Consider the following 24,603-nt stretch of genomic DNA (forward strand, 5'->3'; position numbering starts at 1 on the left):
TCCATCCGTCGTCTGACAAGCCACGTCCTTAATTTTTTGGAATGAGCTATGTCTACAACAACGTTAACCCGCCGCGAGCAGCGCGCTAAAGCCCAGCATTTTATCGATACGCTGGAAGGGACTGCCTTTCCCAACTCGAAACGCATCTACGTGACCGGTTCGCAGCATGATATTCGCGTACCGATGCGTGAAATTCAACTGAGCCCCACGCTCATCGGCGGCAGTAAAGACAACCCGCAGTTTGAAGAGAACGAAGCCGTGCCGGTATACGACACCTCCGGCCCCTATGGCGATCCTGAGGTGGCGATTAACGTCCAGCAGGGTCTGGCGAAACTGCGCCAGCCATGGATTGACGCACGTAACGATAGCGAAGAATTAGACGACCGTAGCTCGGCTTATACCAGAGAACGTCTGGCCGACGATGGCCTGGACGATCTGCGTTTTACCGGCCTGCTGACGCCAAAACGCGCTAAAGCGGGCAAGCGCGTCACCCAGTTACACTACGCCCGCAAGGGGATCGTCACTCCCGAAATGGAGTTCATCGCCATCCGTGAAAATATGGGCCGTGAGCGCATTCGCAGTGAAGTGCTGCGCCACCAGCATCCGGGCATGAACTTTGGTGCGCGCCTGCCGGAAAACATTACGCCGGAATTCGTGCGTGATGAAGTCGCCGCGGGCCGCGCGATTATTCCCGCCAACATCAACCACCCGGAATCGGAGCCGATGATTATCGGCCGCAACTTCCTGGTCAAAGTGAATGCCAACATCGGTAACTCGGCGGTCACCTCCTCCATCGAAGAAGAGGTCGAGAAGCTGGTGTGGTCAACCCGCTGGGGCGCGGACACGGTGATGGACCTCTCCACCGGTCGCTATATCCACGAAACCCGCGAATGGATCCTGCGTAACAGCCCGGTACCGATCGGTACTGTACCGATCTACCAGGCGCTGGAAAAGGTCAACGGGATCGCCGAAGATCTCACCTGGGAAGCGTTCCGCGACACGCTGCTGGAGCAGGCCGAACAGGGCGTCGACTACTTCACCATCCACGCCGGCGTGCTGCTGCGCTACGTGCCGATGACCGCCAAACGCCTGACCGGTATTGTCTCGCGCGGCGGTTCGATCATGGCAAAGTGGTGTCTCTCCCATCACAAAGAGAACTTCCTGTTCGAACATTTCCGCGAGATTTGTGAAATCTGCGCCGCCTACGACGTTTCCCTGTCGCTGGGCGACGGCCTGCGCCCCGGCTCCATTCAGGACGCCAACGACGAAGCGCAGTTCTCCGAGCTGCATACGCTGGGCGAGTTGACCAAAATCGCCTGGGAATACGACGTGCAGGTGATGATTGAAGGCCCGGGCCACGTGCCGATGCATATGATTCAGCGCAACATGACCGAAGAGCTGGAGAGCTGCCACGAAGCGCCGTTCTACACCTTAGGGCCGTTGACCACCGATATCGCGCCGGGCTATGACCACTTCACCTCTGGCATTGGCGCGGCGATGATCGGCTGGTTTGGCTGCGCGATGCTATGCTACGTGACGCCGAAAGAGCATCTCGGCCTGCCGAACAAAGAAGATGTGAAGCAGGGGCTGATCACCTACAAAATCGCCGCCCACGCCGCGGATTTAGCCAAAGGGCATCCGGGCGCGCAGATCCGCGATAACGCGATGTCGAAAGCGCGCTTTGAATTCCGCTGGGAAGACCAGTTTAACCTCGCGCTCGACCCGTTCACCGCCCGCGCTTATCACGATGAAACCCTGCCGCAGGAGTCCGGCAAGGTCGCCCACTTCTGTTCGATGTGCGGGCCGAAATTCTGCTCGATGAAAATCAGTCAGGAAGTGCGTGACTACGCCGCCGCGCAAGCCATTGAAGTCGGCATGGCGGATATGTCGGAGAACTTCCGCGCCAAAGGCGGCGAAATTTATCTCAAACGGGAGGAAGCCTGATGTATCAGCCTGATTTCCCAACCGTGCCGTTCCGCCTCGGGCTTTACCCGGTGGTGGACAGCGTTGCATGGGTTGAACGCCTGCTGGAGGCGGGCGTACGCACGATCCAGTTGCGTATCAAAGATAAGCGCGATGAAGAGGTGGAAGCCGACGTTATCGCCGCCATTGCACTGGGGCGTCGTTATGACGCCCGTCTGTTTATCAACGATTACTGGCGTCTGGCAATTAAGCACCGCGCTTACGGCGTGCATCTCGGCCAGGAAGACCTTGAAACCACCGACCTGAAGGCGATTCAGGCGGCGGGCTTACGCCTGGGCGTATCGACCCACGATGATATGGAAATAGACGTGGCGCTGGCCGCTAAGCCTTCTTATATCGCACTCGGCCACGTCTTCCCGACGCAAACCAAGCAGATGCCTTCCGCCCCACAGGGGCTGGCGCAGCTGGCCAGTCATATTGAACGACTGGCGGATTACCCGACCGTCGCGATCGGCGGCATCAGCCTTGAACGCGCCCCAGCGGTACTGGCGACCGGCGTCGGCAGCGTGGCTGTGGTTAGCGCCATTACCCAGGCAGCAGACTGGCGTGAAGCCACCGCGCAACTGCTGGCAATCGCGGGAGTCGGCGATGAATGACCGTGACTTTATGCGCTACAGCCGCCAGATTCTGCTCGGCGATATCGCCATTGAAGGCCAGCAAAAACTGCTCGATAGCCATGTATTGATTGTCGGCTTAGGCGGATTGGGTTCGCCTGCCGCACTGTATCTGGCGGGGGCGGGCATCGGCAAACTGACGCTGGCGGATGATGACGATGTTCACTTGAGCAATCTCCAGCGGCAAATTCTGTTCACCACCGACGATATCGCCCACCCGAAGGCGCAGGCGGCAAAACTACGGCTGGCGCAGCTCAACCCCGGTAGCAAGCTGATCGTATTGCAACAACGTCTGACTGGCGATGTGCTTAAAAACGCGGTAGCACACGCCGACGTAGTGCTCGACTGTACCGATAACATGGCGACGCGCCAGGAGATTAACGCCGCCTGTGTGGCGCTCAACACTCCGTTAATTTCCGCCAGCGCCGTCGGCTTTGGCGGCCAGCTAATGGTCCTCACACCACCGTGGGAACAAGGCTGTTACCGCTGCCTGTGGCCGGACGATGTCGAGCCTGAACGCAACTGCCGTACCGCCGGTATCGTCGGACCGGTTGTTGGCGTGATGGGCACTTTGCAGGCGCTGGAGGCGATTAAATTACTCAGCGGTATAGAGACGCCCAGCGGAGAGCTACGCCTCTTTGACGGTAAAACCAGCCAGTGGCGCAGCCTGGCGCTGCGTCGTGCCAGCGGCTGTCCGGTATGCGGAGGGCAACATGCAAATTCAATTCAATGACGAGCCGATGCAGTGCGCCGCAGGGCAAACCGTCAGCGGGCTGCTTATCCAGCTCAACCAGCTCAAACCGGGCGCGGCGTTGGCGCTCAATCAGCAGATCCTGCCGCGCGAGCAGTGGCAGCAGCAAATCGTGCAGGAAGGCGACCAGATCCTGCTTTTTCAGGTTATTGCAGGGGGTTGATATGTTACGTATTGCTGACAAAACGTTTGATTCACATCTGTTCACCGGTACCGGGAAGTTTGCCTCATCGCAACTGATGGTCGAGGCAATTCGCGCTTCCGGCAGCCAACTGGTGACGCTGGCGATGAAGCGCGTGGACCTGCGCCAGCACACTGATGCGATTCTGGCGCCGCTGATTGAAGCGGGCATCACGCTGCTGCCCAATACCTCCGGGGCGAAAACTGCCGAAGAGGCGATCTTCGCCGCCCAACTGGCGCGTGAAGCGCTGGGCACAAACTGGTTGAAATTAGAAATCCACCCGGATGCCCGTTGGCTGCTGCCGGATCCAATCGAAACGCTGAAAGCCGCCGAGGCGCTGGTGAAGCAGGGTTTTGTGGTGCTGCCCTACTGTGGCGCAGATCCGGTGCTGTGCAAGCGGCTGGAAGAGGTCGGCTGCGCGGCGGTGATGCCGCTCGGCGCGCCTATCGGTTCGAATCAGGGGCTGGAAACCAAAGCCATGCTGGAGATTATTATTCAGCAGTCCACCGTACCGGTGGTGGTCGACGCCGGGATCGGCGTGCCCAGCCATGCCGCACAGGCGCTGGAAATGGGCGCTGATGCGGTACTGGTCAACACGGCGATTGCCGTGGCGGACGATCCGGTGATGATGGCAACCGCTTTCCGTCTGGCGGTGGAAGCCGGATTACTGGCGCGTCAGGCGGTACCGGGTAATCGTAGCACCTACGCCAGCGCCACCAGCCCGCTCACCGGATTTCTGGAGGCGTTAGCATGAAAACCTTCACCGACCGCTGGCGGCAACTGGACTGGGACGATATTCGCCTGCGCATCAACGGTAAAACCGCCGCCGATGTGGAGCGGGCGCTGAATGCTTCACGCCTCAACCGCGAGGATATGATGGCGTTACTTTCCCCCGCCGCCGCCGATTATCTTGAGCCGCTGGCGCAGCGGGCACAAAGGCTGACCCGCCAGCGCTTTGGCAACACCGTCAGTTTCTATGTGCCGCTTTATCTCTCAAACCTCTGTGCCAACGACTGCACCTACTGCGGTTTTTCGATGAGCAACCGCATCAAGCGTAAGACGCTGAATGAGGTGGATATTGAAAGGGAGTGCGACGCTATCCGTGAGTTAGGTTTTGAGCATCTGCTATTAGTCACCGGCGAACATCAGGCCAAAGTCGGCATGGACTATTTTCGCCGTCATTTACCCACCATCCGCCGTCAATTTTCCTCTTTACAGATGGAAGTCCAGCCCTTGTCGCAAGAAAACTATGCGGAGCTCAAAACGCTGGGGATCGATGGCGTGATGGTTTATCAGGAGACTTATCATGAGGCAATCTATGCACAGCATCACCTGAAGGGAAAGAAACAGGACTTTTTCTGGCGGCTGGAAACGCCGGATCGGTTAGGCCGGGCAGGTATCGACAAAATCGGTCTTGGCGCGCTAATTGGTCTGTCGGACAACTGGCGGGTGGATTGCTATATGGTGGCGGAGCATCTGTTGTGGATGCAAAAACAGTACTGGCAGAGTCGCTATTCTGTTTCCTTCCCGCGTCTGCGTCCGTGTACTGGCGGTGTGGAACCCGCATCTGTGATGGATGAAAAGCAACTGGTGCAAACGATTTGCGCTTTCCGGTTATTGGCGCCGGAAATTGAATTATCACTCTCCACCCGCGAATCGCCGTGGTTCCGCGATAACGTGATCCCGCTGGCGATCAATAACGTCAGCGCCTTCTCGAAAACCCAGCCCGGTGGCTACGCTGACGATCATCCGGAACTGGAGCAGTTTTCTCCCCACGATGCCCGTCGGCCAGAAGTCGTTGCAAGCGCGTTAAGCGCGCAAGGGTTACAGCCCGTATGGAAAGACTGGGACAGTTGGCTGGGGCGCGCTTCGCAAATGCGGTGAACCCGTATGTAAACGCATTAATATTTCACGAGCGAGTACGTAATGCGAAAAACGGGAGATTGTTATCGACCTCCCGTTTTTTTATTTTGTCATCGTCAGCAACGGAAGCTGACCAGGGCAAATTATCCCTTCCTCATTTTTGCCCAGCCTTTTCCCCTTCATCAGTAACTGACGACCGGGGGCTGGCCACTGGATTATCGAAATAGCGGTGAACTTGAACTTTTCGGGCAGCGTTCCTGACTGTAATTTCGCTGGCGCCCCCTCTTCCAACCGTGTCTGCTGATCGTTTTTGTCCATAAAATGATGCCCCAGAACAACGGGAATCAGGGGCGAACCCATCAGGGAAAAATGTGTTGCGGCCGGACGCCGATGGTAACGTTACTTGATGGAAAACGCATCTGGGCTGAGAAAAAGTTAAGCCAGATGTAATCTGACAGATATCTGTATAAATAACCGGTAACTGTCAGATCAGGTCTGAGCTAATACATATCATTTTACCTATACGCACTACATCCTCGGACATCTGGGATTGATGTATTGTCCGATTATAAAGTCGTCTGTGTGTTTTTTTCGGCCTAAAGACCTTAATGGAATTAAATGCTTCATTTAATGATTTAAAATTTCCCGCGTAAACAACCAATAAAACAGGTTTATCATTTAATGTATGAACAGCAGGTATTTTATAATGGCGAGCCAATAGACTTTAATAACTTAGATTTATGGGATAAATTTAAAGTCACATTTGGATTTAATGTTACAGAAAAAAAGAAACCCAATGGTAAAAAATTCAATTTTGAGTATTGTGGATTCTCTACTTTTATTACGCCGGTTAATGGCGTTGACGGGATTTTAGCAAAGTGGCTCTCAAACAAACATAATGTGATTGTCCCAACGCCTTATACATTCGGTCAAGACCCCATTCCTGGCGTCAATCTTTATCGTAATACAAAAGCAAAATTTGTTATGGCTAACGGCGGTAATAGTCTTCCCTGTGCGATGGCAAAATATAATGCAACAACTGGACAATTTATTCATATAACCAGTGACAATGAGTTTTCACAAATAATGCGAGAAACAAGAGTCATGAAAAAATAATTCATTTATTCATTAAATTTATAATTACAGATAAAATCAAGAGCCAGCATGGCATTGAAAAATAAAATACGGCTTTTTTATCCGCGCTGGTTTTGACTTGATGAAGAATAACGGTGGCGACAATAATAATAAGACAATAAATAAATATAAGTAATGATTTATGGTGAAGTATATATAACGATAGAAACAATAAAAAAGCGGACAGAACGTTTGAAATGGTTATCTTTTTTGTAAATACTAAAAGACTAAACATTAAATAGATTAATGAAATAATCGCTGGCATTTTCTTTCCTTGTAGGCAAGCGACCCGGAATTCGGTATCCAGCATGAAGCTGGTGGAGGGATAAATACCCCTCCACCATTTAACGATTACTCGTTATCAGAACCGCCCAGACCTGCGTTCAGCAGTTCTGCCAGGCTTGCAGATGCATCTTCCGCAGTGACCTGCGGTGTTGCTGGCTGCTCGCCCGCGGCGCGACGGCGCATACGATCCTGGTGGTACGCATAACCGGTACCCGCCGGGATCAGACGACCCACGATAACGTTCTCTTTCAGGCCGCGCAGTTCGTCGCGTTTACCCGCAACGGCTGCTTCGGTCAGGACACGCGTGGTCTCCTGGAACGATGCGGCAGAGATGAACGATTCGGTTGCCAGAGACGCTTTGGTGATACCCAGCAGATCGCGGGAGAAGGTAGCCCCCACTTTGCCGTTCGCTTCCAGCTCGCGGTTAGCGATCTTGACGCGAGAGTATTCAACCTGTTCGCCTTCCAGGAAGTCGGAACTACCGGCGCTTTCGATGGTCGCTTTACGCAGCATCTGACGAACGATAACTTCGATGTGTTTATCGTTAATCTTAACGCCCTGCAGACGGTATACATCCTGGACTTCGTTAACGATGTAACGCGTCACAGCATGAACACCACGCAGACGCAGAATATCGTGCGGCGCTTCCGGACCGTCGGAAATCACATCACCACGTTCTACACGTTCCCCTTCGAACACGTTGAGCTGACGCCATTTCGGAATCATCTCTTCGTACGGATCGCTACCATCAACCGGCGTAATCACCAGACGACGTTTGCCTTTGGTTTCTTTACCGAAGGAAACGATACCTGCGATTTCCGCCAGAATGGCCGGTTCTTTCGGACGACGCGCTTCGAACAGGTCCGCAACGCGCGGCAGACCACCGGTGATATCCTTGGTACCGCCGGATTCCTGAGGAATACGCGCCAGGGTGTCACCAGAACTGATCTGTACGCCATCTTCCAGCTGTACAATCGCTTTACCCGGCAGGAAGTACTGCGCAGGCATATCGGTACCCGGGATCAGAACGTCATTACCCTGAGCATCAACGATTTTCAGCGCCGGACGCAGATCTTTACCACCGGTAGTACGTTCAGCCGAATCCAGAACCACCAGCGAAGACAAACCGGTCAGTTCGTCGGTCTGACGCGTAATGGTCTGACCGTCGATCATGTCAGTGAAGCGGATGAAACCACTCACTTCGGTGATAACCGGCATGGTGTGCGGGTCCCAGTTTGCCACGGTTTCGCCGCCGGCAACCTGCTCGCCATCACCTTTCGCCATGACAGCGCCATAAGGCACTTTATAGCTCTCTTTGGTACGACCGAATTCGTCGATCAGCTTCAGTTCGGTGTTACGGGAAGTGATAACCAGTTTACCGCTGGAGTTCACAACCGACTTCACGTTGCTGAGCTTGATGCTACCTTTGTTCTTAACCTGGATGCTGGATTCAGCAGCCGCACGCGATGCCGCACCACCGATGTGGAACGTACGCATCGTCAGCTGTGTACCCGGTTCACCGATGGACTGTGCCGCGATAACGCCGATAGCTTCACCTTTGTTGATGATGTGGCCACGCGCCAGGTCACGACCATAGCAGTGCGCACATACACCAAAGTCGGTGTCGCAGGATACAACGGAACGCACTTTAACGGCGTCAACGGAGTTTGCTTCCAGCAGGTCACACCACTGTTCGTGCAGCAGCGTGTTGCGTGGAACCAGAATGTCCGCCGTACCCGGCTTCAGCACATCTTCCGCCGTCACACGACCCAGAACGCGGTCACGCAGCGGCTCTTTAACATCGCCCCCCTCGATAACCGGGGTCATCAGGATACCTTCGTGCGTACCACAGTCATCTTCGGTCACCACCAGATCCTGCGCGACGTCAACCAGACGACGGGTCAGATAACCGGAGTTCGCGGTTTTCAGTGCGGTATCCGCCAGACCTTTACGAGCACCGTGGGTGGAGATGAAGTACTGGAGTACGTTCAGACCTTCACGGAAGTTCGCGGTGATTGGCGTTTCGATGATGGAGCCATCCGGCTTCGCCATCAGACCACGCATACCAGCAAGCTGACGAATCTGTGCCGCAGAACCACGCGCACCGGAGTCGGCCATCATGTAGATGCTGTTGAAGGAAACCTGCTGCTCTTCCTGGCCGTCACGGTTAATCACGGTTTCGGTTTGCAGGTTATCCATCATCGCTTTGGATACACGATCGTTCGCCGCAGCCCAGATATCGATAACTTTGTTATAGCGTTCGCCAGCGGTTACCAGACCAGACTGGAACTGCTCCTGGATCTCAGCAACTTCAGCTTCCGCTTCAGAGATGATCTCGTGTTTTTTCTCCGGGATGACCATGTCATCAATACCAACGGACGCACCTGAACGCGCTGCATAAGCAAAGCCGGTGTACATCGTCTGGTCCGCAAAAATAACGGTCGGTTTCAGGCCCAGAATACGGTAGCAAGTGTTCAGCATTTTGGAGATCGCTTTCTTGCCCAGCGCCTGGTTGACGATGGAGAAAGGCAGACCTTTCGGTACGATCATCCACAGAATGGCGCGACCAACGGTCGTGTCTTTCAGGCTGGTGTGCGCAACGAATTCGCCGTTTTCATCTTTTTCATATTCAGTGATACGCACTTTAACGCGCGCATGCAGAGAGGCCAGACCTGCGCGATAGATACGCTCAGCTTCTTTCGGGCCAGTCAGCACCATGCCTTCGCCTTTGGCGTTAACACAGTCACGGGTCATGTAGTACAGACCCAATACCACGTCCTGAGACGGAACGATGATAGGTTCGCCGTTCGCCGGAGACAGGATGTTGTTGGTAGACATCATCAGCGCACGCGCTTCAAGCTGGGCTTCCAGCGTCAGCGGTACGTGAACAGCCATCTGGTCACCATCGAAGTCGGCGTTATATGCCGCACAAACCAGCGGGTGCAACTGGATAGCTTTACCTTCGATCAGTACCGGTTCAAATGCCTGGATACCCAGACGGTGCAGTGTTGGTGCGCGGTTCAGCAGTACCGGGTGTTCGCGGATAACTTCGTCCAGGATATCCCAAACGACAGCTTCTTCGCGCTCAACCATTTTCTTCGCGGCTTTGATGGTGGTGGCGAGTCCTCGCAGTTCCAGTTTGCCGTAGATGAACGGTTTGAACAGCTCCAGCGCCATTTTCTTCGGCAGACCGCACTGATGCAGACGCAGGTATGGACCTACGGTGATTACAGAACGACCGGAGTAGTCAACACGCTTACCGAGCAGGTTCTGACGGAAACGACCCTGCTTACCTTTGATCATGTCGGCCAAAGATTTCAGAGGACGTTTGTTAGAACCGGTGATCGCACGACCGCGACGACCGTTATCCAGCAGGGCGTCGACCGCTTCCTGCAGCATACGTTTTTCGTTGCGTACGATGATGTCCGGCGCAGCCAGATCCAGCAGACGTTTCAGACGGTTGTTACGGTTGATCACGCGACGATACAGATCGTTCAGATCTGACGTGGCGAAACGACCACCATCCAGCGGAACCAGCGGACGCAGATCTGGCGGCAGAACTGGCAGAACGGTCAGGATCATCCACTCTGGCTTGTTGCCAGACTGCACGAAGGCTTCCAGCAGTTTGATACGCTTGGTCAGCTTCTTACGCTTGGTTTCGGAGTTGGTTTCGTTCAGCTCTTCGCGCAGAGTTTCACACTCTTGCTCCAGATCCATGCTCTTCAGCAGGGCCTGGATAGCTTCCGCCCCCATCTTCGCGTCGAATTCGTCACCGAACTCTTCCAGCGCGTCCAGATACTGCTCTTCAGTCAGGATCTGTTGACGTTCCAGGTTGGTCATACCGCCTTCGATAACCACATAAGATTCGAAGTACAGTACGCGTTCGATATCACGCAACGGCATATCGAGCAGCAGACCGATACGGGACGGCAGCGATTTCAGGAACCAGATGTGAGCAGTCGGAGACGCCAGCTCGATGTGGCCCATACGCTCACGGCGTACTTTGGTCTGGGTCACTTCAACGCCGCACTTCTCACAAATAACACCACGGTGTTTCAGGCGCTTGTACTTACCGCACAGGCACTCGTAGTCTTTTACCGGCCCAAAGATACGGGCGCAGAAAAGGCCGTCACGCTCAGGTTTGAACGTACGGTAGTTGATGGTTTCCGGCTTTTTAACTTCACCGAAAGACCATGAACGGATCATGTCTGGCGAAGCCAGAGCAATTTTGATCGCATCAAACTCTTCGGTTTTAGTCTGCGCTTTCAGAAACTTTAATAAATCTTTCACGGATTTGCTCCCGTCGGAGTTAGCACAATCTGGTGTCGGGTTTTACCCCGACACCAGTGACCTGTTTGAGCGAGAATTACTCGTCTTCCAGTTCGATGTTGATGCCCAGCGAGCGGATCTCTTTCAACAGAACGTTGAAGGATTCCGGCATACCCGGTTCCATCTGATGGTTGCCGTCCACGATGTTCTTATACATCTTGGTACGACCGTTCACGTCATCAGACTTAACGGTGAGCATTTCCTGCAGGGTGTAGGCGGCGCCGTAAGCTTCCAGCGCCCACACTTCCATCTCCCCGAAGCGCTGACCACCGAACTGCGCCTTACCACCCAGCGGCTGCTGAGTAACCAGGCTGTAAGAACCGGTAGAACGCGCATGCATCTTGTCATCAACCAGGTGGTTCAGTTTCAGCATGTACATGTAACCGACGGTTACCGGACGTTCGAACTGTTCACCCGTACGGCCATCGAACAGGGTGATCTGACCGGAGGTCGGCAGGTCGCCCAGTTTCAGCAGCTCTTTGATTTCCGCTTCTTTCGCACCGTCAAACACTGGTGTGGCAATCGGCATACCTTTACGCAGGTTTTCTGCCAGACGCAGCACTTCATCATCGCTGAAGGTGCTCAGGTCGACTTTCTGACGAACGTCGGCGCCCAGATCGTAGGCACGCTGGATGAATTCGCGCAGTTTCGCGACTTCCTGCTGCTGTTTCAGCATGGCGTTAATCTTGTCGCCAATACCTTTCGCAGCCATACCCAGGTGGGTTTCCAGAATCTGACCGATGTTCATACGAGACGGTACGCCCAGCGGGTTCAGTACGATGTCGACCGGCGTGCCGTTTTCATCGTAAGGCATGTCTTCGATCGGGTTGATCTTAGAGATAACACCCTTGTTACCGTGACGACCTGCCATCTTATCACCCGGCTGGATACGGCGTTTAACGGCCAGATAGACCTTCACGATCTTCAGCACGCCCGGCGCCAGATCGTCGCCCTGGGTGATTTTACGGCGCTTCGCTTCAAGTTTTTTCTCGAACTCGTGTTTCAGTTCGTCATACTGCTCAGCCAGTTGTTCCAGCTGATTTTGTTTCTCTTCGTCGGTCAGACCGAGTTCCAGCCAGCGATCGCGCGGCAGTTTGTCGAGCTTCTCAGCTTCAACGCCGCCGGACACCAGTACCGCACGGATACGGCTAAACAGGCCCGCTTCGAGGATTTGCAGTTCTTCAGACAGGTCTTTTTTCGCCTGCTTGAGCTGCATCTCTTCGATTTCCAGAGCACGTTTGTCTTTTTCTACGCCATCGCGAGTAAAGACCTGAACGTCGATAACCGTACCGGAGACACCGTTAGGTACGCGCAGAGAAGAGTCTTTAACGTCAGACGCTTTCTCACCGAAGATCGCACGCAGCAGTTTCTCTTCCGGCGTCAGCTGGGTTTCACCTTTCGGCGTCACCTTACCGACCAGAATGTCGCCGCCGGTTACTTCCGCGCCGATGTAAACGATACCGGATTCATCCAGTTTGGAGAGCGCAGCTTCACCCACGTTCGGGATGTCAGCGGTGATCTCTTCCGGCCCCAGCTTGGTGTCACGGGACACGCACGCCAGTTCCTGAATGTGGATGGTGGTGAAACGGTCTTCCTGGACAACACGCTCGGAAACGAGGATGGAGTCTTCGAAGTTGTAGCCGTTCCACGGCATGAACGCCACGCGCATGTTCTGACCGAGTGCCAGTTCACCGAGGTCGGTGGACGGACCGTCTGCCAGCACGTCGCCGCGTTCAACCGGCTCGCCCAGAGACACACATGGCATCTGGTTGATACAGGTGTTCTGGTTAGAGCGGGTGTATTTGGTCAGGTTATAGATGTCGATACCCGCTTCGCCCGGGTACATCTCGTCTTCGTTAACTTTGATAACGATACGGGACGCATCCACGTACTGAACAGTACCGCCACGTTTAGCTACTGCAGTAACACCGGAGTCGACGGCGACAGCACGTTCCATACCGGTACCCACCAGCGGCTTGTCAGCGCGCAGAGTCGGAACCGCCTGACGTTGCATGTTCGCACCCATCAATGCACGGTTGGCGTCATCGTGTTCCAGGAACGGGATCAGGGACGCACCGACGGAGACCACCTGCTGGGTGGAAACGTCCATGTAGTCAACCTGGTCGCGGCTGAACAAGCTGGATTCGCCTTTGCTACGGCAGGTCACCAGATCTTCTACAAAGTGGCCTTCGTCATCCAGGTTGGAGTTCGCCTGAGCGATAACGTAGTTGCCTTCTTCGATAGCAGACAGGTAATGAATTTCGTCAGTGACCACGCCATCAACCACACGACGGTACGGCGTCTCAAGGAAGCCATATTCGTTAGTCTGTGCGTACACGGACAGGGAGTTGATCAGACCGATGTTCGGACCTTCCGGCGTTTCGATAGGACATACGCGACCGTAGTGCGTCGGGTGTACGTCTCGAACTTCGAAGCCTGCGCGTTCGCGGGTCAGACCGCCTGGGCCGAGTGCGGAGATACGACGTTTGTGCGTAATCTCAGACAGCGGGTTGTTCTGGTCCATAAACTGAGACAGCTGGCTGGAACCAAAGAACTCTTTCACTGCGGCGGAAATCGGCTTGGCGTTGATCATATCCTGAGGCATCAGGGTATCCAGATCGCCCAGAGACAGACGCTCTTTCACCGCACGCTCTACACGCACCAGGCCAACGCGGAACTGGTTTTCCGCCATTTCGCCGACGGAACGGATACGACGGTTGCCGAGGTGGTCGATATCATCCACTTCGCCTTTACCGTTACGGATATCGATGAGCTTCTTCATGACATCAATGATGTCGTCTTTGCTCAGGATACCGGAACCTTCGATTTCGTCGCGCAGCAGAGAACGGTTGAACTTCATACGACCCACCGCAGACAGGTCATAGCGGTCTTCGGAGAAGAACAGGTTCTCGAACAGGCTTTCAGCCGCTTCGCGAGTCGGCGGCTCACCAGGGCGCATCATGCGGTAGATTTCTACCAGCGCGCTCAGACGATCGTTAGTTGGGTCGACGCGTACCGTTTCAGAAATGTACGGGCCGTGGTCCAGATCGTTGGTAAACAGCGTTTCGATACGCTTGTGGCCGGACTGGCTCAGCTTAGCCAGCAGATCCAGGCTCAGCTCCATGTTCGCCGCGCAGATCAGCTCGCCAGTAGATTCGTCAACGTAGTCTTTAGAGACGACTTTACCTGCGATGTACTCAACCGGAACTTCGATATGCTTGATATCGTCTTTTTCCAGCTGACGGATGTGACGCGCGGTAATGCGACGGCCTTTTTCAACGTACACTTTGCCGTTAGCTTCGATATCGAACGACGCGGTTTCGCCGCGCAGACGTTCTGGAATCAGCTCCATCTGCAGTTTGTTGTCGCGAATTTCGAAGACGACTTTCTCAAAGAACAGGTCAAGGATCTGCTCAGTGGTGTAGTTCAGCGCACGCAGGATGATGGTCGCAGGCAGTTTACGGCGACGGTCGATACGCACGAACAGGTTGTCCTTCGGATCGAATTCGAAGTCCAGCCAGGAACCACGGTAAGGAATGATGCGCGCGTTATACAGCACTTTACCCGAAGAGTGGGTTTTACCTTTGTCGGAGTCAAAGAAGACGCCCGGACTACGGTGCAGCTGAGAAACGATAACACGCTCAGTACCGTTGATAACAAAGGTACCGTTGTCGGTCATGAGCGGAATTTCGCCCATGTAGACTTCTTGTTCTTTAATGTCTTTAACGGTGCCTTCCGGCGCTTCGCGCTCGTAGATCACCAGACGCAGTTTTACGCGCAGCGGTGCGGAATAGGTCACGCCACGGATCTGACATTCCTGAACGTCAAACACCGGTTCGCCAAGGCGGTAGCTGACGTACTGCAGCTCGGAATTACCGCTGTAGCTCTGAATCGGGAACACGGAACGGAAGGCTGCTTCCAGGCCGTACTGCCCTTCAGGATCTTGCTCGATAAACTTCTGAAACGAGTCAAGCTGGATAGAAAGGAGATAAGGTACATCCAGAACTTGTGGACGTTTACCAAAATCCTTACGAATACGTTTTTTCTCGGTATAGGAGTAAACCATAGGGTTCCTCAGCTCGCTGACAAGTCGACCCATCTGTCCTGCGGGGGACAGTTTGTGCAACACTATTTTGTTGACCGGAAAATGGATACTTTCCGCAATGCCTGTTGCTATCACGCTTAAACCATTTCATTGCGATTTACACAGAACGTACGCTCTGTCGCAGTATATTAAGTCGTCGATAGAAACAAGCATTGAAAGGCACAGCAGTAGTCAAACAGTGTGAAACGCTACTGGCGCCTTACAGCGCAAAAAGGCTGGTGACTAAAAAGTCACCAGCCATCAGCCTGATTTCTCAGGCTGCAACCGGAAGGGTTGGCTTATTTAACTTCAACTTCAGCGCCAGCTTCTTCCAGAGATTTTTTCAGTGCTTCAGCGTCATCTTTGCTCACGCCTTCTTTCAGAGCGGCCGGAGCAGATTCTACCAGGTCTTTAGCTTCTTTCAGACCCAGGCCAGTTGCGCCACGTACTGCTTTGATAACAGCAACTTTGTTAGCGCCAGCAGCTTTCAGAATTACGTCGAATTCAGTTTTTTCTTCAGCAGCTTCAGCCGGGCCAGCAGCTACAGCTACAGCAGCAGCAGCGGAAACACCGAATTTTTCTTCCATTGCAGAAATCAGTTCTACAACGTCCATTACGGACATAGCGGATACTGCTTCAATGATTTGATCTTTAGTGATAGACATTTAAATTGTTCCTGAATATCAGAATAAGTTTATACGTAAGCAAATGCTTGATAAAGACAACTGCGATTACGCAGCTTCTTTTGCATCGCGTACAGCAGCCAGTGTGCGAACCAGTTTGCCAGCCGAAGCTTCTTTCATGGTTGCCATCAGGCGTGCAATTGCTTCTTCGTAGGTCGGCAGAGTTGCCAGGCGGTCGATCTGAGACGCCGGGATCAGCTCACCTTCAAAGGCTGCAGCTTTGACCTCAAATTTTGCATTCGCTTTCGCGAACTCTTTGAACAGACGAGCAGCAGCGCCCGGGTGTTCCATAGAGTATGCAATCAGGGTCGGACCAACAAACGTGTCTTTCAGGCACTCGAACTGAGTACCTTCAACGACGCGGCGCAGCAGGGTGTTACGAACAACACGCATGTATACGCCAGCTTCACGACCTGCTTTACGCAGTTCAGTCATTTTATCTACAGTTACGCCACGGGAATCCGCAACTACTGCAGACAGCGCGCCTTTGGCTACTTCGCTGACTTCAGCAACAATCGCTTGTTTGTCTTGAAGATTTAAAGCCATTAGCTTTGCTCCTGGATGTTTGCCGGAACTCATGTTCCGGAACTCACTTCACTCATCTCAACGAGAAGAGCGTCTTAATACGGTGAGCAGAAACAAGCCAGAGTATCAAAAATAATCTTAGCGTTCTGTCACCGTCTACGCAGGGGATTAAGCCTCTTGCGAGACGCCTGCGGTCTTCGACGGAGGCCTGGATAGGCCAGGCTCCAACGAACAAATCTTGTCTATCCGTCGCTATTCAGCTTGTGGCGGCGTTGGCTTCCTTCGTTCACACCAGTCACATAGTTAGCTATGCTCCTGGCGACTCACTCAATTTCCGCCTTGCCACAACCCGAATATCTCGGATATACGTCTGCAACTAGCAGAATACGTGGGGGTAAGATTGTAGACAAAATCACCGCCCACGTAAAGACTAATCTTAGTTCGCAGATGCGCTCAGACCAGCCTGATCAACGGCAACACCAGCACCCATGGTGGTGGAGATGCTAACTTTCTTGATGTACACGCCTTTCGCCTGGCTCGGTTTTGCTTTTTTCAGCGCAACCAGCAGAGCTTCCAGGTTTTCTTTCAGTTTGTCAGCGTCAAAGTCCACTTTACCGATGGTGGTGTGGATAATGCCGTTTTTGTCGTTACGGTAACGAACCTGACCTGCTTTAGCGTTCTTAACCGCTTCAGCAACGTTCGGCGTTACGGTACCGACTTTCGGGTTTGGCATCAGGCCGCGCGGACCCAGAACCTGGCCCAGCTGGCCAACAACGCGCATTGCATCCGGGGATGCGATAACAACGTCGAAGTTCATTTCGCCTTTCTTGATCTGGTCAGCCAGATCTTCCATACCTACCAGCTCAGCGCCAGCAGCTTTAGCTGCTTCAGCGTTCGGGCCCTGGGTAAATACGGCAACGCGAACAGAACGGCCAGTACCGTGCGGCAGTACAGTCGCGCCACGAACGTTCTGGTCAGATTTACGAGCGTCGATGCCGAGGTTAACGGCAACGTCAACGCTTTCGTTGAATTTAGCAGTGGCCAGCTCTTTCAGCAGGGCAATAGCTTCGTTGATGTCGTACTGTTTGGTCGCATCAACTTTTTCACGGATCACGCGCATACGCTTGGTCAGTTTAGCCATTTCTTAGTCCTCCACTACCAGGCCCATGGAACGTGCAGTACCTTCGATGGAGCGAGTCATCGCTTCAATGTCGGCACCAGTCATGTCGGCAGCTTTGGTCTGCGCGATTTCCTGCAGCTGAGCGCGGGAAATTTTACCTACTTTGTCTTTGTTCGGCTTGCCGGAACCAGACTTGATACCAGCCGCTTTTTTCAGCAGAACAGCTGCCGGAGGCGTTTTGGTAACGAAGGTGAAAGAACGGTCAGCGTAAACGGTAATAACAACCGGAATCGGCAGACCTTTTTCGATGGAATCCGTTTTTGCGTTGAACGCTTTGCAGAATTCCATGATGTTCACACCCTGCTGACCCAGTGCTGGACCAACCGGCGGACTCGGGTTCGCCATACCAGCTGCAACCTGCAGCTTGACGTAGGCTTGTACTTTCTTAGCCATTCTAAATTCCTCGAATTGGGTAGTATCGCTTCAAAGAAGCTCCCCGTGATAAATATCGCTTTATGGGCATAAGGCCCATAAAAACAAAAGGCGCGAAATTGTATGTCAATTTCGCGCCCTATGCAACGATTAGATCGCTGCTTTTTTGATCGCAGCCTTACGCTTTCTCAACCTGGCTGAAGTCCAGCTCTACCGGGGTCGCACGACCGAAGATAGAAACAGACACTTTCAGGCGAGACTTCTCATAATCGACTTCTTCGACAACGCCGTTAAAGTCTGCGAACGGACCGTCGTTAACACGAACCATTTCACCCGGTTCAAACAGAGTTTTCGGCCGCGGCTTATCGCCAACCTGCTGCAGGCGGTTCATGATCGCATCGACTTCTTTGTCGCTGATCGGCGCCGGACGGTCAGACGTACCGCCGATAAAGCCCATCACACGCGGCACGCTGCGCACCAGGTGCCAGCTTGCGTCGTTCATGACCATCTGGACCAGAACGTAACCCGGGAAGAATTTGCGTTCGCTTTTGCGACGCTGGCCGCCACGGATCTCAACGACTTCTTCAGTCGGCACCATGACTTCGCCAAACAGCTCTTCCATATTGTGTAATTTGATATGCTCGCGCAGCGATGTGGCTACGCGGCCTTCAAAACCGGAAAACGCCTGAACGACGTACCAGCGCTTTTTAGGTGCTTCAGACATCTCAGAACCTCAGGCCAGTGATAAAGGATACCAGGCGAACCAGAATACCATCCAGTCCCCACAGGATCAGTGACATAACTGCGGTAACCGCAGCGACGATCAGCGTGGTGTGCAGCGTTTCCTGGCGAGTCGGCCAAATGACCTTACGGACTTCGGTTCTCGCTTCACGGGCAAAAGCAACGGTTGCTTTACCTTTTGTCGTCAACAGCGCGACACCACCCGCTGCAGCAATCAGAATTACTACGGCCAGCGCACGCAGCGGCAGCATCATGTCGCGATAGAGGTAGTTGCCGACGATTGCGACGATCAGCAATATGGCAACAACTATCCACTTCATCGCTTCCAGGCCGCGCCCGCTCCCTTGAGCTTCGGTATTCGCACTCATAAACCAACCTGTCAGAAGTATTCTACAAACATTTTCACCCCGCAATCGCGAGGCAATCCAAATCGAAACGCTTATTCGCCTTTCGGATTATACGCCCTCTACAGAGCCTGTCTCAGCAATGATTATGACAAATAAAATCACTGATGAGCCAGGTTCTGGTGTGAAAGCGTGCAAAAAGGGCATCAAATGATGCCCTTTTATTGCGCATTGCGTCAAATGTTATCAGCGATTAGCCGAGAACTTTAGCAACAACGCCCGCGCCAACGGTACGGCCGCCTTCACGGATTGCGAAACGCAGACCGTCGTCCATCGCGATCGGGTGGATCAGGGTAACAACCATTTTGATGTTGTCGCCCGGCATTACCATCTCTACGCCTTCCGGCAATTCGATGGTGCCAGTCACGTCAGTAGTACGGAAGTAGAACTGCGGACGGTAGCCTTTGAAGAACGGAGTGTGACGGCCGCCTTCATCTTTGGACAGAATGTACACTTCAGATTCGAACTTGGTGTGCGGCTTGATGGTGCCCGGCTTAGCCAGTACCTGACCACGTTCGATTTCTTCACGTTTGATACCACGCAGCAGAACACCTACGTTCTCACCGGCACGGCCTTCGTCCAGCAGTTTGCGGAACATTTCAACGCCAGTACAGGTAGACTTCTGAGTCTCTTTGATACCAACGATTTCAACTTCTTCGCCCACTTTGATGATACCGCGTTCTACACGACCGGTAACAACGGTACCACGACCGGAGATGGAGAATACGTCTTCGATCGGCAGCAGGAACGGCTTGTCAATCGCACGCTCTGGTTCCGGGATGTAAGAATCCAGGAAGCCAGCCAGTTCGATGATTTTCGCTTCCCACTCTGCGTCGCCTTCCAGCGCTTTCAGAGCAGAACCACGAACGATCGGCGTGTCGTCGCCCGGGAAGTCGTACTGAGACAGAAGTTCACGAACTTCCATTTCAACCAGTTCCAGCAGCTCTTCGTCATCAACCATGTCGCATTTGTTCAGGAACACGATGATGTACGGAACGCCTACCTGACGACCCAGCAGGATGTGCTCACGGGTCTGCGGCATCGGGCCGTCAGTCGCAGCAACAACCAGGATCGCGCCGTCCATCTGAGCAGCACCGGTGATCATGTTTTTAACATAGTCGGCGTGCCCCGGGCAGTCTACGTGTGCGTAGTGGCGGGTCGGGGTATCGTATTCAACGTGAGAAGTGTTGATGGTGATACCACGCGCTTTTTCTTCCGGCGCGTTATCGATCTGGTCGAATGCGCGAGCGGCACCGCCGTAGGTTTTAGCCAGTACGGTAGTAATGGCAGCGGTCAGCGTTGTTTTACCATGGTCAACGTGGCCGATAGTACCGACGTTAACGTGCGGTTTTGTACGTTCAAACTTTTCTTTAGACATCGATTGTCCCTCTAAGACACGGATAAATCGGTGATATCACCACATCAACCAGGCAACACGCCCGACTTGTTGAATGCTAATAAACAGAAGAGAAAAACAGGAAGGAGAAAAGAAGTGGTGCTGATAGGCAGATTCGAACTGCCGACCTCACCCTTACCAAGGGTGCGCTCTACCAACTGAGCTATATCAGCACATCTTGGAGCGGGCAGCGGGAATCGAACCCGCATCATCAGCTTGGAAGGCTGAGGTAATAGCCATTATACGATGCCCGCATCCTGGAACTCGGCTACCTGATTTTCATTCTGCACTGAATATCGAGAGAAACTCTCTTTATTCGAGCCGGTAAGCGAACTTATCGTCTCGGGCTGCGCCATCGCGCGGCCGAAAATGGTGGTGGGGGAAGGATTCGAACCTTCGAAGTCTGTGACGGCAGATTTACAGTCTGCTCCCTTTGGCCGCTCGGGAACCCCACCGGACTTGATGGTGCCGACTACCGGAATCGAACTGGTGACCTACTGATTACAAGTCAGTTGCTCTACCTACTGAGCTAAGTCGGCATCAAGTAGCGCGCATTCTATGGAGACCTGCGTGCTCATGCAACTAAAAAATTGCATAAAATGTTCTATCGCTCACATTTTGCGCTATAAGAGACAAAAATGCTCTAATTTCAAACAAGAGAGCATAAATTTTCGGCATTTTACCGAACGTCTGACCAGGATACGACGCGGCATTTCAACGCTCCGTCGATAGAAAGCAATCTTCTGTATCTGGTATATTCGTCACATTGCTTCTCAGGGATAGCTTTCACAGCGAGATTTTTTCTTATTATTCCTCCCCATCTGGTGTTACCCTCCTGCCCATTGTCCAAATTAACTTAAATGTGACGTGCCGTTGCATGTCAGGGATGGCCCTCGTTCATCGCTGAACTGATGTAGCAATAGCAGCCAGAAACATGCTTATGAGTATAAAAGAGCAATCGTTAATGACGCCTTACCTACAGTTTGATCGCAGCCAGTGGGCTGCGCTTCGCGATTCTGTGCCGATGACCCTGACCGAGGATGAGATCGCGCAGTTAAAAGGCATTAATGAAGATTTATCGCTGGAAGAAGTTGCAGAAATATATTTACCTCTCTCCCGTTTGCTAAATTTCTATATCAGTTCAAATCTGCGTCGTCAGGCTGTCCTGGAACAGTTTCTGGGCACTAACGGCCAGCGAATCCCTTATATCATCAGTATCGCGGGCAGCGTCGCAGTGGGTAAAAGCACGACAGCACGCGTTCTGCAAGCGTTGCTGAGTCGCTGGCCGGAACACCGCCGTGTTGAATTGATTACCACAGACGGCTTCCTCCACCCAAACCAGGTGTTGAAAGAACGCGGGTTAATGAAGAAAAAGGGGTTCCCCGAATCGTATGATATGCACCGACTGGTGAAATTCGTTTCTGACCTCAAGTCGGGCGTACCGAACGTGACGGCGCCAGTCTATTCTCATTTGATTTACGATGTTATTCCTGAAGGGGATAAAACCGTCGCTCAGCCTGATATATTGATTCTTGAAGGTTTGAATGTTTTACAAAGCGGTATGGATTATCCTCACGATCCGCATCATGTATTTGTCTCTGATTTCGTTGATTTCTCTATTTACGTGGATGCGCCAGAAGAACTTCTTCAGACGTGGTATATCAATCGCTTCCTGAAATTCCGCGAAGGGGCGTTTACCGATCCTGACTCTTATTTCCACAATTATGCGAAATTATCTAAAGAAGAAGCTGTTAATACAGCAGCTTCGCTTTGGAAAGAAATTAACTGGTTGAATTTAAAACAAAATATCTTACCTACACGAGAACGTGCCAGCCTTATTATGACCAAGAGCGCTAACCATGCGGTGGAACAGGTAAGATTGCGGAAATAACAGAAAAAAGGGGAGTACCGACTCCCCTTTTTTACTATTCGGCGCTTCGCAGCGATATTTCCCCACCCATCCAGGGTTTAATCACGCCATCCTGTTCAAGCAATAATGCACCCTGAGTATCAATGCCGCGAGAAATACCAAATATTTCTTTGTCGCCAATAATTAGTTTTACCGGGCGATCAATAAAATTATCCAGTTTTTTCCAGCGCGAAAGATAAGGAGAAAGACCTTCTTGCTCAAAAAGCTCAAGCGCAGCACGTAGCTTATAAATCAGCTTTGCGGCCAGCATATTGCGGTCGAGCGTAATTCCGGCCTCTTGTAGTGTGATCCATCCCTGATTTATCACGTCCTCTTCTACGCGACGCATTGCCATGTTAATACCAGCGCCAATCACTATTTGTGCGGCATCGCCCGTTTTACCGGTTAACTCGACCAGAATACCCGCCAGTTTGCGGTCCAATAGGTAAAGGTCGTTAGGCCACTTCACACGAACTTTATCTGCGCCCAGTTCACGCAGCACTTCCGCCATCACAATTCCAATGACCAGACTCAAGCCTATTGCCGCCGCAGGCCCCTGCTCCAGACGCCAGTACATTGAAAGATATAGATTCGCACCAAACGGTGAGAACCATTTACGCCCGCGACGACCACGCCCCGCCTGTTGGTATTCTGCTACACAGGCATCACCTGAACGCAGCTCGCCAATTCGATCAAGTAAATACTGATTGGTTGAATCGATAACGGGCAATACCGCCACGTTTCCGCTATCCAGTTGGCTATGTATACGGTCAGCATCCAGTAACTGGATGGGTTCCGGTAAGCTATATCCTTTCCCGGGAACGGTAAATACATCTACTCCCCAGTCGCGTAATGTCTGGATATGTTTATTAATAGCCGCGCGGCTCATTCCCAGCCGTTCACCCAACTGCTCGCCTGAGTGAAACTCTCCGTCGGCAAGTAGTGAGATCAGCGTCAGGGGAACGGTAGTATCTTTCATGCAATGCTCTCCACAGCGTTCACCTCTCCGGACCGACCAATAAAGCGAACCTCAGGCTCCAGCCAGACATTAAATTTTTCACCCACTTTTTGCCGGACATGATGCGCCAGCGCCACCACATCTTTACTTGTCGCATCATTCGCATTAATCAATACCAGCGCCTGTTGGCGATGCACCGCAGCGCCGCCAATGGTGACGCCTTTCAACTGACATTGATCTATCAGCCAGCCTGCCGCCAGCTTCACTGAGCCGTCTGCCTGAGGGTAATGCGGCGCGTTGGGAAATCGTTCTAACAGTTCCATAGCGATATCGGCTGCGACAACGGGATTTTTAAAAAAGCTGCCCGCATTGCCATTCACTTTAGGATCCGGCAATTTTGTGGTGCGCATATGGCATACAGCATCAAACACCTGTTGCGCGGTGACCGTTTTCGGGTCCAGACGAGTAAGATCGCCATAGGTCAACACCGGCTGCCATTGCTTTGACAAACGCAGACCCACCGCGACGATCGCAACGCGATCCTGATATTCATTTTTGAAGATACTGTCACGATAGCCGAAACGGCATTCCGCCGCGGACAAACGCAGACGTTTTCCCGTTTCCAGTTCAACGCAGTCAACGTAGTCGCAGACGCGCTGTAGTTCTACGCCATACGCGCCAATATTCTGTATAGGCGAGGAACCAACGCAGCCAGGGATGAGCGCCAGATTCTCCAGGCCGGGCATGTTGTTGTCCAGCGCGTAGCGAACCAGCTGATGCCAGTTTTCGCCTGCGCCGACGTGTAGGTGCCAGGCGTCCGCGGTTTCATTGACCTCAATGCCTTTCAGGCGGTTAAGGATCACGGTGCCGGCGTAATTTTCCAGAAACAGGACATTGCTTCCTTCACCCAGGATCATAACCGGCAGTCCCTCACGAGTTGCTTGCTGCCAGGCGCTCAGTAGTTGTTGTTCGTTTTCAGCGCATGCGATGTGCTTTGCACAATGATCAATGCCGAAGGTATTCCAGGGTTTTAGGGAGTGGGTCATGGCTGCTTTCCTGATACTCAATCGGCAATAGTTTACCGTATCTGTGTTGGGAAGGCTTGTGGTTATATTGAGGGTGGATCGGCGCGTCCCTGTAGGCCGGATAAGGCGGAGCCGCCATCCGGCAGAAACAGACAAAAACAAAAGGCCCTGTCTTCCGACAGGGCC

20 protein-coding genes, 4 tRNA genes and 3 pseudogenes are annotated in these 24,603 nt (G+C 52.9%); 10 read left to right on the top strand and 17 right to left on the bottom strand.

What is annotated here, in order from left to right; all coding sequences use genetic code 11:
- Positions 1-48: 48 nt before the first annotated feature.
- The 6 genes from thiC to thiH are packed head-to-tail and all read left to right on the top strand — an operon-like array spanning position 49 to position 5,413.
- Positions 49-1,944, top strand: a complete 1,896-nt coding sequence (thiC, locus tag ACLJNW_RS22710; protein WP_000108412.1) for a phosphomethylpyrimidine synthase ThiC — start codon at positions 49-51, stop codon at positions 1,942-1,944.
- A complete protein-coding gene (gene thiE, locus ACLJNW_RS22715; protein WP_023204411.1) occupies positions 1,944-2,579 on the top strand; it encodes a thiamine phosphate synthase in 636 nt (211 codons plus the stop codon). The genes thiC and thiE overlap by 1 nt, the downstream gene beginning before the upstream one ends.
- A complete protein-coding gene (locus tag ACLJNW_RS22720) occupies positions 2,572-3,330 on the top strand; it encodes a HesA/MoeB/ThiF family protein (protein ID WP_023204410.1) in 759 nt (252 codons plus the stop codon). The genes thiE and ACLJNW_RS22720 overlap by 8 nt, the downstream gene beginning before the upstream one ends.
- On the top strand, positions 3,311-3,511 hold the full coding sequence (thiS, locus tag ACLJNW_RS22725) for a sulfur carrier protein ThiS (protein WP_023203715.1): 201 nt from the start codon (positions 3,311-3,313) through the stop codon (positions 3,509-3,511). Before ACLJNW_RS22720 ends, thiS begins: the two co-directional genes overlap by 20 nt.
- A gap of 1 nt (position 3,512) precedes the next feature.
- A complete protein-coding gene (gene thiG, locus ACLJNW_RS22730; RefSeq protein ID WP_023204409.1) occupies positions 3,513-4,283 on the top strand; it encodes a thiazole synthase in 771 nt (256 codons plus the stop codon).
- Positions 4,280-5,413, top strand: coding sequence for a 2-iminoacetate synthase ThiH (gene thiH / locus ACLJNW_RS22735; protein WP_024154451.1), 1,134 nt, complete (start codon positions 4,280-4,282; stop codon positions 5,411-5,413). The genes thiG and thiH overlap by 4 nt, the downstream gene beginning before the upstream one ends.
- 153 nt (positions 5,414-5,566) lie before the next feature.
- Here the strand turns inward: thiH and ACLJNW_RS22740 are convergent.
- Positions 5,567-5,752, bottom strand: a pseudogene (locus ACLJNW_RS22740) (hypothetical protein); the annotation flags it as partial.
- On the opposite strand from ACLJNW_RS22740, the pseudogene ACLJNW_RS22745 reads away from it, so the two are divergent.
- Positions 5,735-5,842: pseudogene (locus ACLJNW_RS22745) on the top strand (IS481 family transposase); the annotation flags it as partial. The pseudogenes ACLJNW_RS22740 and ACLJNW_RS22745 sit on opposite strands and share 18 nt — an antisense overlap.
- Before the next feature lie 322 nt (positions 5,843-6,164).
- Positions 6,165-6,508, top strand: a pseudogene (locus tag ACLJNW_RS22750) (cytoplasmic protein).
- 1 nt (position 6,509) lies between these two features.
- Here the strand turns inward: ACLJNW_RS22750 and ACLJNW_RS22755 are convergent.
- The 14 genes from ACLJNW_RS22755 to ACLJNW_RS22820 form a co-directional block, all read right to left on the bottom strand.
- The gene (locus ACLJNW_RS22755) at positions 6,510-6,836 is read right to left on the bottom strand and encodes a hypothetical protein (protein ID WP_001654075.1); all 327 of its coding nucleotides are present in this window, start codon (positions 6,834-6,836) and stop codon (positions 6,510-6,512) included.
- 41 nt (positions 6,837-6,877) lie between these two features.
- Complete coding sequence (gene rpoC, locus ACLJNW_RS22760) at positions 6,878-11,101, bottom strand: DNA-directed RNA polymerase subunit beta' (RefSeq protein ID WP_000653965.1); 4,224 nt, start codon at positions 11,099-11,101, stop codon at positions 6,878-6,880.
- A 76-nt stretch (positions 11,102-11,177) separates the two neighbouring features.
- Positions 11,178-15,206 carry a DNA-directed RNA polymerase subunit beta gene (rpoB, locus tag ACLJNW_RS22765; RefSeq protein WP_000263105.1) on the bottom strand — a complete coding sequence of 1,343 codons (4,029 nt, stop codon included), beginning with the start codon at positions 15,204-15,206 and terminating at the stop codon, positions 11,178-11,180.
- A gap of 317 nt (positions 15,207-15,523) precedes the next feature.
- The gene (rplL, locus tag ACLJNW_RS22770; RefSeq protein WP_000028882.1) at positions 15,524-15,889 is read right to left on the bottom strand and encodes a 50S ribosomal protein L7/L12; all 366 of its coding nucleotides are present in this window, start codon (positions 15,887-15,889) and stop codon (positions 15,524-15,526) included.
- Positions 15,890-15,955: 66 nt separating this feature from the next.
- Positions 15,956-16,453 carry a 50S ribosomal protein L10 gene (gene rplJ / locus ACLJNW_RS22775; RefSeq protein WP_001207203.1) on the bottom strand — a complete coding sequence of 166 codons (498 nt, stop codon included), beginning with the start codon at positions 16,451-16,453 and terminating at the stop codon, positions 15,956-15,958.
- Between the two features lie 415 nt (positions 16,454-16,868).
- Positions 16,869-17,573 (bottom strand): 50S ribosomal protein L1, encoded by a 705-nt coding sequence (gene rplA, locus ACLJNW_RS22780; RefSeq protein WP_001096676.1) that lies wholly within the window; start codon positions 17,571-17,573, stop codon positions 16,869-16,871.
- Positions 17,574-17,576: 3 nt separating this feature from the next.
- The gene (rplK, locus tag ACLJNW_RS22785) at positions 17,577-18,005 is read right to left on the bottom strand and encodes a 50S ribosomal protein L11 (RefSeq protein WP_001085926.1); all 429 of its coding nucleotides are present in this window, start codon (positions 18,003-18,005) and stop codon (positions 17,577-17,579) included.
- 157 nt (positions 18,006-18,162) lie between these two features.
- Positions 18,163-18,708, bottom strand: coding sequence for a transcription termination/antitermination protein NusG (gene nusG, locus ACLJNW_RS22790; RefSeq protein ID WP_001287521.1), 546 nt, complete (start codon positions 18,706-18,708; stop codon positions 18,163-18,165).
- Position 18,709: 1 nt separating this feature from the next.
- Entirely contained in the window at positions 18,710-19,093 is a 384-nt protein-coding gene (gene secE, locus ACLJNW_RS22795; RefSeq protein WP_001275691.1) for a preprotein translocase subunit SecE, read from the bottom strand.
- Positions 19,094-19,322: 229 nt separating this feature from the next.
- Positions 19,323-20,507 (bottom strand): elongation factor Tu, encoded by a 1,185-nt coding sequence (tuf, locus tag ACLJNW_RS22800; protein WP_000031748.1) that lies wholly within the window; start codon positions 20,505-20,507, stop codon positions 19,323-19,325.
- Between the two features lie 115 nt (positions 20,508-20,622).
- Positions 20,623-20,698: transfer RNA gene (locus ACLJNW_RS22805), tRNA-Thr, on the bottom strand.
- Positions 20,699-20,704: 6 nt separating this feature from the next.
- Positions 20,705-20,779, bottom strand: a tRNA-Gly gene (locus tag ACLJNW_RS22810).
- A gap of 116 nt (positions 20,780-20,895) precedes the next feature.
- Positions 20,896-20,980: transfer RNA gene (locus ACLJNW_RS22815), tRNA-Tyr, on the bottom strand.
- A gap of 8 nt (positions 20,981-20,988) precedes the next feature.
- Positions 20,989-21,064 (bottom strand) — tRNA-Thr (locus tag ACLJNW_RS22820).
- Between the two features lie 19 nt (positions 21,065-21,083).
- Here ACLJNW_RS22820 and ACLJNW_RS22825 point away from each other — a divergent pair.
- Together ACLJNW_RS22825 and coaA are read left to right on the top strand one after the other, a co-directional pair.
- Complete coding sequence (locus ACLJNW_RS22825) at positions 21,084-21,257, top strand: hypothetical protein (RefSeq protein WP_031624409.1); 174 nt, start codon at positions 21,084-21,086, stop codon at positions 21,255-21,257.
- A 208-nt stretch (positions 21,258-21,465) separates the two neighbouring features.
- A complete protein-coding gene (gene coaA, locus ACLJNW_RS22830) occupies positions 21,466-22,416 on the top strand; it encodes a type I pantothenate kinase (protein ID WP_000023068.1) in 951 nt (316 codons plus the stop codon).
- 34 nt (positions 22,417-22,450) lie between these two features.
- Here the strand turns inward: coaA and birA are convergent, their stop codons facing one another.
- On the bottom strand, positions 22,451-23,413 hold the full coding sequence (gene birA / locus ACLJNW_RS22835) for a bifunctional biotin--[acetyl-CoA-carboxylase] ligase/biotin operon repressor BirA (RefSeq protein ID WP_000655746.1): 963 nt from the start codon (positions 23,411-23,413) through the stop codon (positions 22,451-22,453).
- The gene (murB, locus tag ACLJNW_RS22840) at positions 23,410-24,438 is read right to left on the bottom strand and encodes a UDP-N-acetylmuramate dehydrogenase (RefSeq protein WP_000149783.1); all 1,029 of its coding nucleotides are present in this window, start codon (positions 24,436-24,438) and stop codon (positions 23,410-23,412) included. Before murB ends, birA begins: the two co-directional genes overlap by 4 nt.
- Between the last annotated feature and the right edge of the window lie 165 nt (positions 24,439-24,603).

Source organism: Salmonella sp. SAL4457 (assembly GCF_046548235.1).
In the GTDB taxonomy this organism is placed as follows: Bacteria; Pseudomonadota; Gammaproteobacteria; order Enterobacterales; family Enterobacteriaceae; genus Salmonella; species Salmonella enterica.